The organism is Citrobacter sp. RHB35-C21 (assembly GCF_013816515.1).
Lineage (GTDB): Bacteria > Pseudomonadota > Gammaproteobacteria > Enterobacterales > Enterobacteriaceae > Citrobacter > Citrobacter braakii.
In genome coordinates this window covers 1664031-1679868 of the sequence record NZ_CP057147.1, presented here as the reverse complement: position 1 = coordinate 1679868, position 15838 = coordinate 1664031, and the positions used below count along the sequence as shown (strand labels likewise).

Below are 15838 nucleotides of genomic sequence, written 5' to 3'. Positions count from 1 at the left end.
GTGTTACTCGAATCATTTAGAGGATACATGCTGCAACCAGCGTTTTTCCGCTTTACGGAACATACTGATCAGGACATACGAAATAATCAAATACAGAACAGCGGCAATACCGAAGGCGGTAAACGGCTGATACGTTGCCGAGTTGATATCGCGGGCGATTTTCAACAAATCAGGCACCGTTGCGGTAAATGCCAGCGCCGTGGAGTGCAGCATTAAAATAACTTCATTGCTGTAAGCCGGCAGCGCAATACGCAGCGCGGAAGGCAAAATAATGCAGCGATACAGTTTAAATGACGAGAAACCGTAAGCGCGCGCGGCTTCAATCTCACCATGGGGTACGGAACGAATAGCCCCGGCGAAAATCTCCGTGGTATAGGCGCAGGTATTCAACGTCAGCGCCAGCACGGTGCAATTTAGCCCACTGCGGAAAAACGCGTTGAGGAAGTCCGTGCCTTTGACTATCTCCAGCGTATACATCCCGGAATAAAACACCAGCAACTGGACGTACAGCGGCGTCCCACGAAAAATATAGGTGAACAGCCAGATGGGAAACTGGATAAATTTATTACTGGAAACACGACCAATTGCCAAAAACAGCGCCAGTATCCCGCCCATCACCACCGACGAAATCAGAAGCCACAGGGTGATAGCCACGCCGGTGTAGCGATATCCGTCGGTCCACAGCAGGGACTTCCAGTATTCCTGAATAATCTCAATCACAGGTCAGCCCTCTTCACACCCACAGAATAGCGGCGCTCAAGGTACAGCAGCACACCATTAGAAACAGTGGTAAACACCAGATAGATGACCCCGCACACTACGGCAAAATAGAACGGCTCCCAGGTACTTTTTCCGGCAAGCTGAGTGGCTTTCACCACGTCTTCCAGGCCGAGCAACGATACCAGCGCCGTGGCCTTAAGAATGACCTGCCAGTTGTTGCCAATTCCCGGTAAGGCATAGCGCATCATCGCCGGGAACATAATGCGGCGAAATATTTGTGAACTGGTAAAACCGAATGCCGTCGCGGCTTCAATATGTCCTTTTGGCACGGCCATAAATGCGCCACGAAATGTTTCGGTAAAATAGGCTCCGTAGATAAACCCGAGCGTAATAATACCCGCGACCATCGGATCGATATCAATCTGGCTGATACCAATTGCATCGGTAAGGGTATTCAGCGCGATTTGTAATCCGTAAAAGATGAGCAGCATTAAGACCAGATCGGGCACGCCGCGGATAAGCGTTGTGTACCCTTCGAAAATAAGCGCCAGCGCCCGGCTTTGCGACAGCTTTGCTGCCGCGCCGACAAGGCCTATCAGAACCGCCAGTACCACCGAGCTAAGTGCCAGCTCCAGCGTAACAATTGCGCCCTGTAAAATAACACCTGAAAAGCCATACAACATGCTGCCTGTCCTGTCGTGTGTGGTGGAGTAATAAGCCTCTTTTGATTTCAGACAAATCGTTAAATGCCGGATGGCGGCTCTGCCTTATCCGGCCTACAAAATTGCTGTAGACCGGATACGCGCAGCGCCATCAGGCATAAATTCAACTCGTCAAAAATCTACGGGCTTTATCAGCACCTGCGGTGATTAACCGCCGTAAACATCAAAATCGAAGTACTTTTTCGCCAGCTTCTCGTAAGTACCGTCAGCTCGCATCTCGGCAAAGGCTTTGTTCAGTGCTTCGCGCAGTTCGTTATCATCTTTGCGCAGCCCCATACCGGTACCCACGCCGAATAACTTCTCATCTTTTACAGATGGGCCGCCGAATTTGTAATCTTTACCGACCGGCTGTTTCAGGAAGCCTTCGCTGGCTGCGACTTCATCCTGGAATGCAGCATCAATACGCCCGGCAGTCAGGTCAGAATAGATATTGTCTTGCCCCTGATAAGAGACAATTTCAATGCCTTTTGGCGCCCAGTGCTCGTTGCCGAAGGTTTCCTGAGTCGTGCCCTGCAGCACGCCAACACGTTTACCTTTCAGCAACTCAATGGTTGGTTGAATCGCAGAATCTTTAGCGACAACCAGACGCGAGTCGGCTGCATAAAGCTTGTCGGTAAAGGCGATTTCCTGCTGACGTTTTTCAGTGATGGAAAGCGAGGACATAATCGCATCGATTTTCTTCGCTTTTAACGAAGGGATAAGCGCGTCCAGCGGGTTTTCCACGAAGGTACATTGTGTATTGATACGTTTGCACAGCTCTTTAGCCAGATCGATATCAAAACCGACTAATTCACCCTGTGCATTTTTCGATTCGAACGGCGCATAAGTAGGATCGGTACCGATACGAATTTTTTGCGGAATGGCTGCAAATGCTGCGGTAGCACTGGAGAAAGCCAGGACCAGAGAAAGAGACAACACCAGTTTTTTCATAACTATCCTCAACAGACTGTCTTTTATAGGGGATCTTTACAGGACCAGGTGCAGTTATCGTGCCATTAATCGGGCCGACAAGGCAAAGCATTCTACCCTGTCGGCGGTATTTATTTGCATGAAAAGCGCTTAAGTATGCACTCATGCTTATTAAGACAGCGACAAAAGCACCAAAACAGTGCACTGAATTTATTATGCACCGTAATGGTTACCCGCAATGGTGCAGTCCATTCCCCGCTGCGGCGTATTAATCGCCGTAGACATTGAAGTTAAAATACTTGCTCGCCATTTTGTCGTAGGTGCCGTCTTTGCGCAGTTCGCCCAGCGCTTTATCGAAAGCAGCTTTCAGCTCTGCATCATCTTTGCGCAAGCCAATCCCGGTGCCGTCACCAAAGTATTTTTTATCTTTCACCGACGGACCAGCAAAAGCGTAGTCCTTACCGGCAGGCTGCTTCAGGAAGCCTTCGCTGGCCGCGACTTCATCCTGCAACGCCGCGTCCAGACGACCCGCTGTCAGGTCAGAATAGATAAGGTCCTGGTTCGCATAGGCCACCACATCTACGCCTTTGCTGCGCCAGTTGTCATTAGCATAGGCTTCCTGAGTCGAGCCTTGCAGTACGCCAACATGTTTACCTTTGAGGGAATCAAGAGTCGGTTGAATTGGGGAACCTTTCGCGGCGATCAGACGTGAGTCTGCTGCGTAAAGTTTGTCTGAGAACGCAATCTCTTGCTGACGCTTCTCAGTGATTGAAAGCGAGGAGATGATGGCATCAATTTTTTTCGCTTTCAGCGACGGGATCAGCGCGTCAAAGTCGCTGGCTACCCAGGTACATTTGATCTGCATGCGCTTACACATCTCATTTCCCAGATCGATATCAAAGCCGACAAAGTCGCCTTTGGCATCTTTAGAGGAAAAAGGTGCGTACGTTGTATCTGTACCAATACGAACCGTCTGCGGAAGTGCTGCGTAGCTGGCCGCGGTGGCGGAGAGTCCTACCAGCAAAGACAAAGCAAGAACCGTCTTCTTCATACATAACCCTCAAGTGGCGTAATTTTATTATGTTTTACGTTGTGTTGTGTGTTTGCAGACTTTTTCATGCAGGTCTTATGCCATTTTCGCGTCGATGAGGATATTCGACGTTAAATATGTTAATAAAACGTTGCAATAATGTCCTGATTTTGAAGATAGCAGGTCTGACGGTTGAACCGCAGCGTTTCGTTGAGTTTTAACGAATTAAATGTTGAGGATATGATCGCGGTTACAAAATTGCCCTGAAACAGGGCAACGGATGTTTCTTTGCACGCTGATGGAACGGTTTTACGCCCCTTGCCAGCGGGTGAACAGATCCTGTGGAAGGGAGATATCAAACTGGTCGAGTACGCGGTTAACTGTTTGATTAATCACATCATCTAGCGTTTGCGGGCGATGATAGAATGCCGGGACTGGCGGCATAATCACCGCGCCAATTTCTGCCGCCTGCGTCATCAGTCGCAGATGCCCCAGATGCAGGGGCGTTTCACGCACGCACAGCACCAGCGGGCGGCGTTCTTTCAACACCACGTCTGCCGCACGGGTAAGCAGCCCATCGGTGTAACTGTGGACGATGCCTGAAAGCGTTTTGATTGAACAAGGTAATATTACCATTCCGGCGGTCTGAAAAGAGCCGGAAGAGATACTAGCGGCGATATCGCGCGTATCGTGATTTACATTCGCCAGTGCCTGCACGTCGCGTACAGAGAGGTCTGTTTCCAGCGCCAGCGTCTGTCGGGCAGCAGCACTCATCACCAGGTGGGTTTCCACATCAGTAACGTCACGCAAAACCTGCAGCAGGCGCACGCCATAAATCGCGCCACTGGCACCGCTAATCCCTACAATGAGTCGTTTCATTTTTTCGCCCTTACTTGTTTCAGGGCTGACTTTGCAGGTTTTTATGCGCAGTTGCAAGTCAGTCCACTCTATGTGTCCTGACCTGCAACAGAACATTATCCTTCGTTATGCATCTCGAGGTTTTCCGCTTCGTTCTGACGCAAAATTGCTTTGGCATCGTCATTACGCAGGGAGTCAAGGAAATCGAGATATTGCTGGTCGACGTCTTTGGTGACGTACACGCCATTAAACACTGAACATTCAAACTGCTGAATATCCGGGTTCTCAGCGCGGACCGCTTCAATCAGATCGTTCAGATCCTGGAAGATAAGACCGTCTGCACCGATTATCTGGCGAATCTCGTCCACTTCGCGACCATGAGCAATCAGTTCCGTCGCCGTAGGCATATCGATACCATAAACGTTCGGGAAGCGAATTTCCGGGGCCGCAGAGGCCAGATACACTTTCTTCGCTCCGGCTTCACGCGCCATCTCGATAATCTGTTCCGAGGTGGTACCGCGCACGATGGAGTCATCCACCAGCAGCACGTTTTTATCACGGAATTCCGCACGGTTGGCGTTCAGCTTACGGCGCACGGATTTACGGCGCAGCTGCTGGCCGGGCATGATAAAGGTACGACCCACGTAGCGGTTTTTCACAAAACCCTGACGGTACGGCTTACCGAGAATACGGGCAATTTCCAGCGCGATATCGCAGGAGGTTTCCGGAATCGGGATCACCACGTCAATGTCCAGATCTTCCCACTCGCGAGCAATTTTTTCGCCAAGCTTGGTACCCATATTTACACGGGCGCTGTAAACGGAAATCTTGTCGATAAAGGAGTCAGGACGTGCGAAGTAAACGTATTCAAACAGGCACGGATTGCTGACCGGGTTATCGGCACACTGGCGAGTAAACAGCTGACCTTTTTCGGTGATATACACCGCTTCGCCAGGTGCCACATCGCGCAGGAATTCAAAGCCCAGCGTATCCAGCGCCACGCTCTCGGAGGCCACCATATACTCGGTACGACCATCCCCGATATCGCGTTTACCCAGTACCAGCGGACGGATACCGTTAGGATCGCGGAAGGCAACCATACCGTGGCCAATAATCATCGCCACGCAGGCATAGGCGCCGCGGATCTGGCGGTTGGTTGCCGCAATAGCAGCAAAAATATTATCGGCTTCCAGCGGATAATGGCGGAAGTTATCCAGCTCGCTGGCGAAAATATTCAGCAAAATTTCAGAGTCTGAAGTGGTATTGATGTGGCGGCGCTTTTCTTCAAACAGCTTTTTACGCAGCTCATGCGCATTGGTCAGGTTGCCATTATGGGCAAGCGTGATGCCATACGGTGAGTTGACGTAAAAAGGTTGAGCTTCGGAGGCGCTGGAGCTGCCAGCCGTTGGGTAACGCACATGACCGATGCCCATATTGCCCTGCAAACGCTGCATATGGCGCGCTTCAAAAATATCGCTCACCATTCCGTTTGCTTTACGCAAGCGGAAGCAGTTGTTGGCATCAATGGTGATGATGCCTGCGGCATCCTGACCACGATGCTGGAGCACCGTTAACGCGTCATAAATCGACTGGTTTACCGGCATAACACCGGCGATACCGACAATACCGCACATACGTCTTTTCCTCGTTCAGCAACAACCCAAAGTTTATACTTTGGGCAAGAAACTTGACGAGCTTTGCAGATAGTCAAAGAACCATCTGATGATGAAACTGAACTGCGGGATCAGCTGCGACTTGCTCCAGTCTTCACTTTTCGACAGACCTGTAAAGGTATCGAGAAAGAACAGTATGGCGGCGACGATCAGCGCTCCTCGCAGAGCACCAAAGCAGATCCCCAACACCCTGTCGGTACCCGACAGGCCTGTTTTCTCTACCAGTTGGCCTATCACAAAGTTAACGATAGCGCCGACGATAAGTGTCGCGATAAACAGTATCGCGATAGCAATCCCATTTCGAACGAGTTCGTCTTCAAAGCCCGTAAACCAGACAGACAGGTAAGTGTAGTAATGGCTGGCGACAAAGAAAGCACAACCCCAAGTCACCAACGATAATGCTTCACGAACAAAGCCACGGATCAGGCTAACCAGACAGGAAAAACCAATCACCGCGATAATGGCGTAATCAATCCAGACCATAAGTGTCCCACGATTTAACGCCCTGTCGTCCTGTTCGGGGCGCATTCTAACAGAAAAAGAAAACGTTTGCGTAGGGATTTCCTTTCCACGCGTAAATAAAAATGGCGCTGAAAAAATCTTCAACGCCATACCGTTTTATGCCTCTTCGGGCACTGCCGGATAGCGGTAAAAACACCCTATCCGGCCTGAATTAAGAGCAACGCCGTGAACAGCGCAATCCCTTAATTAGGGGTGTACCCCATCACTACGCCACTCAGACCGGAGATCTTCTGCAGCTCGCCCAGCGAGTTCTTCAGCTTATCTTTGGAGGCGTCAGGTCCTACGAGAATACGGGTTATTTTACCCTGCACCGGCGTTGACGGGGAAGTATATACCCGGAAGCCCGCGCCACGAAGTTTACCCACGATCTCATTGACCTTATCCGCATTTTTCAGCGCACCGAGCTGTACAACGTAGGCTTTGCCGGTTGGAGCTGGCGGTTCCACCGCGGCCGGTTTCGGCGCTGGAGCCGGTGCTGGCGTCGGAGCGACGGCAACCGGCTGCGGCTTCGGTTTGGGTTTCGGCTGTTCTACAGGCGCGGGGACAGGATCTAACTCCGCGCTGTTTGCCGTCGTCAAACGTGATGGATCCAACGATGGCGCGGCAGCATCACCCGCGCGCACCTCTTCTGCCGCCCCTTCCGGCGGCTGCGTCGGCAGCGCCTGCGTGGCTGCAGGCATCATGTCTGGTTCATCGCGATCGCCGGGTTTCGGCACCAGCGGGATCGCCGCAAACTCATCCTGATAATGCTTTTTCTGCCCGTCAAGCAGCCCGGGGAGCACAATCACCCCCAGCGCGACCAGCACAATTGTGCCGACTAATCGATTCTGAAACTTACTCGCCACCGCTTCTCCCCACGTCTATCACTTCCATGACATGTGCGACAGTGTGAAACGATCCACACACCAACACGGTATCTTCTGGCTTCGCCTCAGCTAGCGCCGCAGACCATGCCTGCGCCACGCTGTCATAGGCGTAGCCTTTGCCCAGATGCTCCAGCAGTTGTTCTGCAGTAGCACCACGCGGCCCTTCCAGGGGCGCACAGTACCAGGCGTCAACCACGCTTTTTAACCAGGCTAACGTACCGGCAATATCTTTATCATGTAGCATACCGATAACCGCAAGTACACGCCCGCTTTTCACTAATTTTTTCAGACGGCCGGTCAGATACTCCGCCGCATGCGGGTTATGGGCAACATCAAAAATCACCCGCGGCGACTCGCTCACAATCTGGAAGCGCCCCGGTAAAATCGCCTGTTCAATACCGTCACGAATGGCCTGCTCGCTGACGTTAAGCCCGCTTGCGCGCAGTGCTGCCAGTGCGGTAGCGGCGTTAGGTTGCGGGACCTGCGGCAACGGCAGGTGCGCCAACGTGCCGTGACTGTCCGTAAAGGACCAGTCGTTCTCCGTGACCGCATAGCGCCAGTCCACGCCGCAGCGTTGCAAAATCGCCCCGCTCTCTTGCGCAACATCGGCGATGGTGTAAGGCATTTCCGGTTCACCGACGATAGCCGGTTTCTCTGCACGGAAAATTCCCGCCTTCTCACGACCAATGCTTTCGCGATCCGGGCCCAGCCAGTCAGTATGGTCAAGCGCAATGCTGGTGACCACCGCAACATCGGCATCCACGATATTGGTAGCGTCAAGGCGACCGCCTAACCCAACTTCCAGGATGACGACATCCAGTTGGGCCTGTTTAAACAACCAGAGCGCCGATAACGTACCGTATTCAAAGTAGGTCAGGGAAATGTCGCCACGCGCGTCTTCAATCTCAGCAAACGAGGCGGTATGCGCTGACTCCGGCAGTTCACGTCCCTGCACGCGTACGCGTTCCGTGTAGCGCACCAGATGCGGCGAACTGTAAACGCCAACTTTATAACCTGCTGCGGTCAGCACAGATTCCAGCGTACGACAGGTTGTGCCTTTCCCGTTGGTTCCCGCCACCGTAAAAACAAATGGCGCGGGTTTCAACACACCCAGTTTGCGCGCCACCTGACTTACGCGTTCCAGGCCGAGATCGATGGTTTTACTGTGCAGGTTTTCCAGATAAGAAAGCCACGATGCCAGGGGCGACGCGGCTTGAGGAATACGTTTATTGTCCATGATGGCTGTAGATTCTTTACGTTGAGAAAAGCAAAAGGGCAGCACCAACCGGCCTGCCCTTTTTTACACGTTGTTTTTCACGTTGCAGATGCGTTGGCTGTGCTCGCTCACCCGAATCACTTACCTGTGTAAGCTCATCGGGATTAACTCTCTTATCGCCTGCCTGCAACCCGAAACCCATAGAGTAAACTATCAGGCCTCTGATTCCTGATCGGGAACCGGAGGTACCACCTCGCCTTCACGCGGCTCATCCGGATTCGGCGTAGGAAGATTCATCAGCTTCGCCAGAATGCTTGCCAGTTTCAGGCGCATTTCCGGACGGCGGACGATCATATCGATAGCGCCTTTTTCAATCAGGAACTCGCTACGCTGGAATCCCGGCGGCAGTTTCTCACGTACGGTTTGCTCGATAACACGCGGACCAGCAAAGCCGATCAGTGCTTTCGGTTCTGCAATGTTGAGATCGCCCAGCATCGCGAAGCTAGCAGAAACACCGCCCATTGTTGGATCGGTCAGTACAGAAATATACGGTAAACCGCGTTCCTGCATTTTCGCCAGCGCAGCAGAGGTTTTCGCCATCTGCATCAGAGACATCAGCGCTTCCTGCATACGCGCCCCGCCAGAAGCGGAGAAGCAGATCAGCGGACAGTTATCTTCCAGCGCCTGCTCAACGGCACGGACAAAACGCGCGCCGACCACAGAGCCCATGGAGCCGCCCATAAACGCGAACTCGAATGCAGCAGCAACGACCGGCATACCGTGCAGCGTGCCTTTCATTACCACCAGCGCATCTTTCTCGCCAGTTTCTTTCTGCGCAGAAGCCAGTCTGTCTTTGTACTTTTTGGAGTCACGAAACTTCAGCACATCTTTCGGCTCAAGCTCGCTACCCAGTTCCACAAGAGAACCTTCATCTAACAGGCTATGCAGGCGATTGCGCGCCGACATGCGCATATGATGGTCACACTTCGGACAGACCTCAAGATTACGTTCCAGCTCAGCACGGTATAAAACCTGACCGCAGCTATCACACTTGGTCCACACCCCTTCAGGAATGCTTGCCTTGCGGGTGGGAGTAATGTTGCTTTTAATTCGTTCAATCCAGCTCATTGGTGACCTTTCTGCCTGAACCCTAGTCAGCTTTGTTATAAGGGGCGCATAATGCCATTTTTGCCCCTAACAGACCATGAATGTTGCACATTAAAACATAACAGCCCGAAACTTTGGATAAAAAAGTGGTCGAACCGCTGAGTTACTTTCTATTTTGCAGCCCGTGACGCAGCGCGTTTATGGCGAATCACTTCAATTATGCCCGGCAATACGGAAAGGACGATGATCGCCACAATCAGTAATTTCAGGTTTTCCTGAACGATCGGTAGATCGCCGAACAGATAGCCTGCATAGGTGAACAGCAATACCCACAGCAGCGCGCCTGCGACGTTATACATCGCAAAATGACGGTAGGACATGTGTCCCATACCGGCAACAAACGGTGCAAATGTACGTACAATAGGTACGAAACGCGCGAGGATAATCGTTTTGCCGCCATGACGCTCGTAGAACGCATGGGTTTTATCCAGGTAACTGCGACGGAAAATTTTAGAGTTCGGGTTACTGAAGAGTTTTTCACCGAACAAACGGCCAATCGTGTAGTTCACCGCATCGCCGATAATCGCCGCCACAATCATCAACATCACCATCAGATGAACATTGAGATCGTTAGTTGGCAGCGCAGAAAGCGCGCCAGCGACAAACAGCAGCGAGTCTCCCGGCAGGAACGGCGTCACCACCAGCCCGGTTTCGCAGAACAGGATCAGAAACAGAATCGCGTATACCCAGATACCGTATTCCGCAACCAGCTCCGCCAGATGCACATCAATGTGCAGGATAAAATCGATAAGAAAGTAAATCAGGTCCATAGTTTTGCCTTTATACGACTCAAATTAGTCCGCCAGAAATAGCGGGCCCATAGGCGGTTTTGGCAGGTCGAACCGTTCCGGGTAATCTACTGCAACCAGATACAGTCCTTCCGCTTTCGCCGTTGCCGCTGCCAGCGTTCTGTCCTTCGCCGCTAGCAGTTCTGCTATCCAGCTCTCCGGCTGGTTGTTGGCGCCTACTTCCATCAGGCTGCCGACAATATTCCTGACCATATGATGTACAAAGGCATTCGCTTTAATATCCACCACCACATATGCACCAAAACGTTCAACGTTAATGTGCATCACGTTACGCCACGGTGTGCGCGACTGACACTGCACCGCCCGAAACGAAGTAAAATCATTTTCGCCAATCAAACACTGGGCCGCACGATGCATACGCTCAGCGTCCAGCGGTTCATAGTAATGGGTTACCCCTTTACCTAAAACCGCAGGGCGCAACCGATGATTGTAGATGATGTAGCGATAACGGCGAGCCGTGGCGCTAAATCGGGCATGGAAATCATCGGGTACAGCTTTCACCCAGCGCACAGCGATGTCACCAGGTAAATTCGCATTTACCCCCAGTGTCCAGGCTGCATCTTTACGCTGGGCAGTCGTTTCAAAGTGCACGACCTGCCCTGTGCCATGAACGCCCGCATCCGTGCGTCCCGCACAAAAGACAGTGATGCGTTCATTCGCCACCTGAGAGAGCGCTTTTTCCAGTTTTTCCTGAACGCTACGCACTTCGTTCTGGCGCTGCCAGCCATAATATTTGCTGCCGTCATACTCAATGCCCAGCGCAATTTTATGGGTTGACGGCTGTTGCAGGTCAGACATTAGTACAGGTACTCCTGCACCAGTTTTTCCGCAATTTTTACCGCCATCAACGCACCGCCAAAGCGTACGTTGTCTGCCACAGACCAGAACTGAACCTGTTCCGGCATCCCATAATCGTTATGCACACAGCCAACTGAAAGGTGCGGAGTACCTGACGCATCACCAACCTGCGTCGGGATATAGGTCTCTTCTGACAACACTACGTCCTCACCGCGTGAAAACGCATCACGTGCTTCTTCCGCCGCCAACGGACGCAGAGCTTCAAAATTCACCATCTGTGCGTGGCCATAAAATACCGGCGACTGCACGATGCTGGCGGAGATAAGTAGCCCGTCGTCCTGCATAATTTTGCGCACTTCATCGACGATACGACGCTCTTCGCGCACACTACCTTCGCGATCCGGCAGCAGCGGCAGCATGTTGAACGCCAACTGACGACCAAAGAAATCGTCATCGTCAATCGGGATGCCGTTCAGTAGTTTCGCGCTCTGTCCGGCAAGCGCATCTACGGCTTTTTTACCGTGAGCGGAAGCAGAAATAATATTGGTCACCGTAATACGTGACAGCCCGCCGTCATCAATTAGCGGCTTCAGCGCAGACAGCAGTTGGCTGGTCAGGCTGGAAGGAACCGCAATCACATTGCGGTTGCGGTAATCCGCCAGTATGAACGGGTTAACGTCCGGAACCACCAGCGGAACGTCCGGCTCAAGCGCGAACAGGCCACTGCTGTCGATAACCAGGCAACCGGCATTGGTCGCTTCTTCCACCCATGCGGCGGTGGCTTCAGCGCCCGCAACAAAAAATGCCAGTTGCGCCTGCGTCCAGTCAAAGTCTACAACGTCCTGAACAAGGACCGATTTACCGTTAAAACGCAGATGCTCACCCGCGCTTTCATTACGCGCCAGCGCATAAATTTCACCGACCGGGAACTGGCGTTCAGCCAGCGTATCGAGCAGGGCTTCGCCTACGGCGCCCGTTGCGCCCAGAATGGCAATATTCCAGCCTTCAGACATGGTGATTTACTCCAGAAATACGTAAGCGTCCCTGTCGCATTATTCGACAGGGAGCATTAAGAAGACATTAATGTGCCGGGTGATAAACAGCGTTAAAACCTAGCTTACACAGCAAGGCAGCAGCCGTTGCGTCGTCACACATCACGTATAAAGACGACCATTCACGGCGCTCAAGATAATTTTTACGCAGCTTATCAAACTCACCCGGAATTCCAGCGACTTTACGCAGCGGCGCATCATCGCGGCGCACATCATACACTAAATGCACCAGCCTTTTCAGCGTTGGCTGATCTAACGGGCCATGCAGAGTGATACGACCAAATTCCGGCGCAGGTAACAGGGTATTGAGCGCAACGTGTTGTTCGCGACCAATAAACTTGCTAAAAGCCTCAAAGACCTGCGTGGTGCCGCGCGCTTTTCCTTCCAGGGTATACCCGGCAATGTGCGCCGTGCCGATATCGGCTTTCTCCAGCAATGCCACATTGAGATCCGGCTCCCCTTCCCAGACATCCAGCACGACGCTCAGCGACTGCCCGGCATTCAATCGGTTCAGCAATGCCGTATTGTCGATGACCGGCCCGCGGCAGGCGTTGATCACAATGGTGCCCGGCTTCAGCCGGCTAATCAGCGCATCATCTGCCAGGTGCAGCGTTTTGTACGGTCCGTCTTTAAACAGCGGCGTATGGAAAGTCAACACATCGGCTTGCTCTACCAGTTCGTCGAGCGAGCGGAAATCTCCCTCGTCACCGCGATCGGCTCGCGGCGGATCGCACAGCAGCGTGCGGATCCCCAGTGCTTCCAGACGTGCCTGCAAACGTCCGCCCACATTGCCCACGCCTACGATGCCTACAGTACGATCGCGTAACGCAAACCCGTCGCGCTCCGCCAGCATTAGCAACGCTGAAAAAACATATTCTACGACCGCAATCGCGTTACAGCCGGGCGCTGCGGAAAAGCCGATCTTCGACTGCGCAAGCCAGGCTTCATCCACATGGTCCGTGCCTGCGGTTGCCGTGCCGACAAATTGAACCGGTTTTCCGCTAAGCAGTGATTCATTTACTTTCGTCACCGAGCGCACCATTAAGGCATCCGCATCATCCAGTTCGGCAACGGGAATCGGGCGACCGGGAACCGCTTTGACCTCCCCCAAACGACTGAACAGTTCGCGGGCATAGGGCATATTTTCATCAACGAGGATTTTCACGTCTTTCGCACCTGTTTGAGAACGAGAGTTAACCGGGCAAGTGTGCCATAATCTCGCCGCCAGGCATACTGCGAGACCTGGTCAGCACAGATTTAAGGAACAGAGATGATGCAGCCCATTTCAGGTACACCCGCACGCCCTCCCGGCGAAGGCCAAAATGCCCCTTCTGCTGCGGGTGAACAACCGTTATCCACGCAACAACGTACCGTGCTGGAACGACTGATTACCCGTCTGATTTCACTCACCCAACAGCAAAGCGCCGAGGTGTGGGCCGGAATGAAGCACGATCTGGGCGTCAAAAGTGATACACCGCTGCAATCACGTCACTTTCCTGCCGCGGAGCAAAACCTGAATCAGCGGCTGGGTGTTGCTCAGCAAAATCATGCTAATCGTCAGGTTCTCTCACAGCTCACTGAATTACTGAGTCAGGGAAATAACCGCCAGGCGGTAAGTGATTTTATCCGTCAGCAGTATGGGCAAACGGCGCTCAGCCAGCTCACGCCTGAGCAGTTGAAGAACGTGCTCACGCTGCTGCAACAAGGGCAGCTTTCTATACCGCAACCGCAACAGCGCCCGGCCACCGATCGTCCGTTATTACCCGCAGAGCACAATACGCTAAACCAGTTGGTTACCAAACTGGCGGCGGCCACGGGAGAGTCAGGTAAGATGATCTGGCAGTCAATGTTAGAGCTGTCTGGCGTAAAAAGCGGTGAGCTGATCCCCGCCAAACAGTTTACTCATCTGGTCACCTGGCTGCAGGCGCGCCAGACGCTCAGCCTGCAAAGCGCCCCGACGCTACAAACGCTCCAGGCAGCCCTGAAGCTGCCATTAGAGCCGAATGAGCTGACGGCAATAAAAGAGTACGCGCAGCAGACGTATCAGATCCAACCACAAACGATTCTGACCACGGTGCAGGTGCAGGACTTGCTGAATCAAATCTTCCTGCGCCGCGTAGAACGGGAACGCGAGCTAAACGATCCGCGCCATCTTCAGCCTATTTACAGCCCGTTCGCGCCGATGATTGAAACGGTTAAATCTCTGTCGGCACGACCGGGACTGCTGTTTGTCGCGTTAATGATCGCATTAGCCATTTTCTGGCTGGTCGCTTAACCTTTGCGCAGCGTAAGCAGCGTCACGACAATCCCCACCACGGCGGATATCGCTCCGGCAAGGAATACCGAGGGATAACCGTACGCGGTGGCCAGCACCCCGGCGACCGGGCCGCTTATGCCGTAGGAGATATCCTGAAACGCGGCGTAACCGCCCAGCGCCGTACCGCGAACCTGCGCGGGCACTCGCTTCACAACCTCTACGCCCAATGCCGGGAAGATAAGCGAACATCCTGCCCCGGTTAATGCCGCCCCGAGCAGCGCAATCCATGCTGATGGGGCCTGCCACAGCAGAATCAGCCCCGCGGTTTCAACCAGTAAGGAGACAACGGCTACCTTCACGCCTCCGAACCGATCCGGCATCCAGCCAAACAGAATGCGCATCAACACAAACGCCCCGCCAAACGCGGTCAGGGTGAACCCCGCCATCGTCCAGCCGTTGCTGACAAAATAGAGTGAAATAAACGTACCGATCACCGCAAAGCCAACGCCCTGCAGCGCCAGGCCCAGGCCCGGTTTCCAGATAAGCCCTACCACGCTCCATAACGAAGGGCGTTCTCCTGCATGAGCAGGCACTTTGCGAACGGTGCCGTTGAATGCCCATGCCAGCAGCGGTAATACCATTGTCGTTCCCGCCAGCGCCGCAAAGCCAAAGTGGCTATGGATCAGCAAGCCCAGCGGTGCACCGGCGGCCAGCGCACCGTAAATCGCCATCCCGTTCCACGACATCACCTTACCCGAGCGTGTTGGACCGACCAGCCCAAGCCCCCAGGTCAGCGTTCCGGTGAGCAGTTGGCTTTCGCCAAAACCGAGGATCAAACGCCCGACGATTAACAATGCAAATTTTACAGGGACAGAGACAGGCAATAGCGCGGCTAACAACCACGCCGCGCCCGCCACCCCACAGGCAAACATCCCCTGTAGCGCCGAACGTTTGGCGCCATATTGATCGGCTAAGCGCCCGGCGTAGCCGCGCGTTAATACCGTTGCCAGAAACTGTACGCCTACGGCGATACCAACCATGGTGTTGCCATAGCCCAGCTCCTGATGCACAAACAGAGGAATAACGGGCAAAGGTAGGCCGACCGTCATATAGGTCAGGAAAACTGCAAAAGCGATACGAAACAGCGAAAAGTTCGCCGAAGGTGTTTTTTCTTGTTGGGTTACAGCTGTCATGCGTTACTCCAAAATGCAGAGTAAGGCGAGGAATGTCCACGCCCCC

16 protein-coding genes are annotated in these 15838 nt (G+C 53.2%); 1 reads left to right on the top strand and 15 read right to left on the bottom strand.

The window, feature by feature from the left end; all coding sequences use genetic code 11:
- Positions 1–12: 12 nt before the first annotated feature.
- The 14 genes from hisM to pdxB form a co-directional block, all read right to left on the bottom strand.
- Positions 13–720, bottom strand: a complete 708-nt coding sequence (gene hisM / locus HVZ39_RS08095) for a histidine ABC transporter permease HisM (RefSeq protein ID WP_181633444.1) — start codon at positions 718–720, stop codon at positions 13–15.
- Positions 717–1403, bottom strand: a complete 687-nt coding sequence (locus HVZ39_RS08090) for a histidine ABC transporter permease HisQ (RefSeq protein WP_016153853.1) — start codon at positions 1401–1403, stop codon at positions 717–719. Before HVZ39_RS08090 ends, hisM begins: the two co-directional genes overlap by 4 nt.
- A gap of 186 nt (positions 1404–1589) precedes the next feature.
- The gene (gene hisJ, locus HVZ39_RS08085) at positions 1590–2372 is read right to left on the bottom strand and encodes a histidine ABC transporter substrate-binding protein HisJ (protein WP_181633443.1); all 783 of its coding nucleotides are present in this window, start codon (positions 2370–2372) and stop codon (positions 1590–1592) included.
- A 247-nt stretch (positions 2373–2619) separates the two neighbouring features.
- On the bottom strand, positions 2620–3402 hold the full coding sequence (gene argT, locus HVZ39_RS08080; RefSeq protein WP_006683634.1) for a lysine/arginine/ornithine ABC transporter substrate-binding protein ArgT: 783 nt from the start codon (positions 3400–3402) through the stop codon (positions 2620–2622).
- Between the two features lie 288 nt (positions 3403–3690).
- Complete coding sequence (locus HVZ39_RS08075; protein WP_019077299.1) at positions 3691–4260, bottom strand: UbiX family flavin prenyltransferase; 570 nt, start codon at positions 4258–4260, stop codon at positions 3691–3693.
- A gap of 95 nt (positions 4261–4355) precedes the next feature.
- Entirely contained in the window at positions 4356–5873 is a 1518-nt protein-coding gene (gene purF / locus HVZ39_RS08070) for an amidophosphoribosyltransferase (protein ID WP_005129677.1), read from the bottom strand.
- Positions 5874–5906: 33 nt separating this feature from the next.
- Positions 5907–6395, bottom strand: coding sequence for a colicin V production protein (cvpA, locus tag HVZ39_RS08065; protein ID WP_005129678.1), 489 nt, complete (start codon positions 6393–6395; stop codon positions 5907–5909).
- 221 nt (positions 6396–6616) lie between these two features.
- A complete protein-coding gene (gene dedD, locus HVZ39_RS08060; RefSeq protein ID WP_016153857.1) occupies positions 6617–7279 on the bottom strand; it encodes a cell division protein DedD in 663 nt (220 codons plus the stop codon).
- Positions 7269–8537 carry a bifunctional tetrahydrofolate synthase/dihydrofolate synthase gene (folC, locus tag HVZ39_RS08055; RefSeq protein ID WP_032947118.1) on the bottom strand — a complete coding sequence of 423 codons (1269 nt, stop codon included), beginning with the start codon at positions 8535–8537 and terminating at the stop codon, positions 7269–7271. The genes dedD and folC overlap by 11 nt, the downstream gene beginning before the upstream one ends.
- A 192-nt stretch (positions 8538–8729) precedes the next feature.
- On the bottom strand, positions 8730–9644 hold the full coding sequence (accD, locus tag HVZ39_RS08050) for an acetyl-CoA carboxylase, carboxyltransferase subunit beta (protein ID WP_016153859.1): 915 nt from the start codon (positions 9642–9644) through the stop codon (positions 8730–8732).
- A 149-nt stretch (positions 9645–9793) separates the two neighbouring features.
- Positions 9794–10453 carry a DedA family protein gene (locus tag HVZ39_RS08045; RefSeq protein ID WP_016153860.1) on the bottom strand — a complete coding sequence of 220 codons (660 nt, stop codon included), beginning with the start codon at positions 10451–10453 and terminating at the stop codon, positions 9794–9796.
- A gap of 24 nt (positions 10454–10477) precedes the next feature.
- Complete coding sequence (truA, locus tag HVZ39_RS08040) at positions 10478–11290, bottom strand: tRNA pseudouridine(38-40) synthase TruA (RefSeq protein ID WP_016157050.1); 813 nt, start codon at positions 11288–11290, stop codon at positions 10478–10480.
- Positions 11290–12303, bottom strand: coding sequence for an aspartate-semialdehyde dehydrogenase (locus HVZ39_RS08035; RefSeq protein ID WP_181633442.1), 1014 nt, complete (start codon positions 12301–12303; stop codon positions 11290–11292). Before HVZ39_RS08035 ends, truA begins: the two co-directional genes overlap by 1 nt.
- 67 nt (positions 12304–12370) lie before the next feature.
- A complete protein-coding gene (pdxB, locus tag HVZ39_RS08030; RefSeq protein ID WP_016153863.1) occupies positions 12371–13507 on the bottom strand; it encodes a 4-phosphoerythronate dehydrogenase PdxB in 1137 nt (378 codons plus the stop codon).
- 108 nt (positions 13508–13615) lie between these two features.
- On the opposite strand from pdxB, the gene flk reads away from it, so the two are divergent.
- Positions 13616–14617 carry a flagella biosynthesis regulator Flk gene (flk, locus tag HVZ39_RS08025; RefSeq protein WP_016153864.1) on the top strand — a complete coding sequence of 334 codons (1002 nt, stop codon included), beginning with the start codon at positions 13616–13618 and terminating at the stop codon, positions 14615–14617.
- On the opposite strand, the gene HVZ39_RS08020 is transcribed toward flk, so the two are convergent.
- Complete coding sequence (locus HVZ39_RS08020; protein WP_181633441.1) at positions 14614–15792, bottom strand: MFS transporter; 1179 nt, start codon at positions 15790–15792, stop codon at positions 14614–14616. The two genes, flk and HVZ39_RS08020, sit on opposite strands and share 4 nt — an antisense overlap.
- Positions 15793–15838 lie beyond the last annotated feature (46 nt).

Coding starts and splice junctions, on each gene's coding strand:
- folC (WP_032947118.1), bottom strand. CDS start 8,537: ATGGACAATAAACGTATTCCTCAAGCCGCGTCGCCCCTGGCATCGTGG.
- HVZ39_RS08090 (WP_016153853.1), bottom strand. CDS start 1,403: ATGTTGTATGGCTTTTCAGGTGTTATTTTACAGGGCGCAATTGTTACG.
- HVZ39_RS08075 (WP_019077299.1), bottom strand. CDS start 4,260: ATGAAACGACTCATTGTAGGGATTAGCGGTGCCAGTGGCGCGATTTAT.
- hisJ (WP_181633443.1), bottom strand. CDS start 2,372: ATGAAAAAACTGGTGTTGTCTCTTTCTCTGGTCCTGGCTTTCTCCAGT.
- HVZ39_RS08035 (WP_181633442.1), bottom strand. CDS start 12,303: ATGTCTGAAGGCTGGAATATTGCCATTCTGGGCGCAACGGGCGCCGTA.
- HVZ39_RS08045 (WP_016153860.1), bottom strand. CDS start 10,453: ATGGACCTGATTTACTTTCTTATCGATTTTATCCTGCACATTGATGTG.
- flk (WP_016153864.1), top strand. CDS start 13,616: ATGCAGCCCATTTCAGGTACACCCGCACGCCCTCCCGGCGAAGGCCAA.
- HVZ39_RS08020 (WP_181633441.1), bottom strand. CDS start 15,792: ATGACAGCTGTAACCCAACAAGAAAAAACACCTTCGGCGAACTTTTCG.
- argT (WP_006683634.1), bottom strand. CDS start 3,402: ATGAAGAAGACGGTTCTTGCTTTGTCTTTGCTGGTAGGACTCTCCGCC.
- truA (WP_016157050.1), bottom strand. CDS start 11,290: ATGTCTGACCTGCAACAGCCGTCAACCCATAAAATTGCGCTGGGCATT.
- purF (WP_005129677.1), bottom strand. CDS start 5,873: ATGTGCGGTATTGTCGGTATCGCCGGTGTTATGCCGGTAAACCAGTCG.
- accD (WP_016153859.1), bottom strand. CDS start 9,644: ATGAGCTGGATTGAACGAATTAAAAGCAACATTACTCCCACCCGCAAG.
- cvpA (WP_005129678.1), bottom strand. CDS start 6,395: ATGGTCTGGATTGATTACGCCATTATCGCGGTGATTGGTTTTTCCTGT.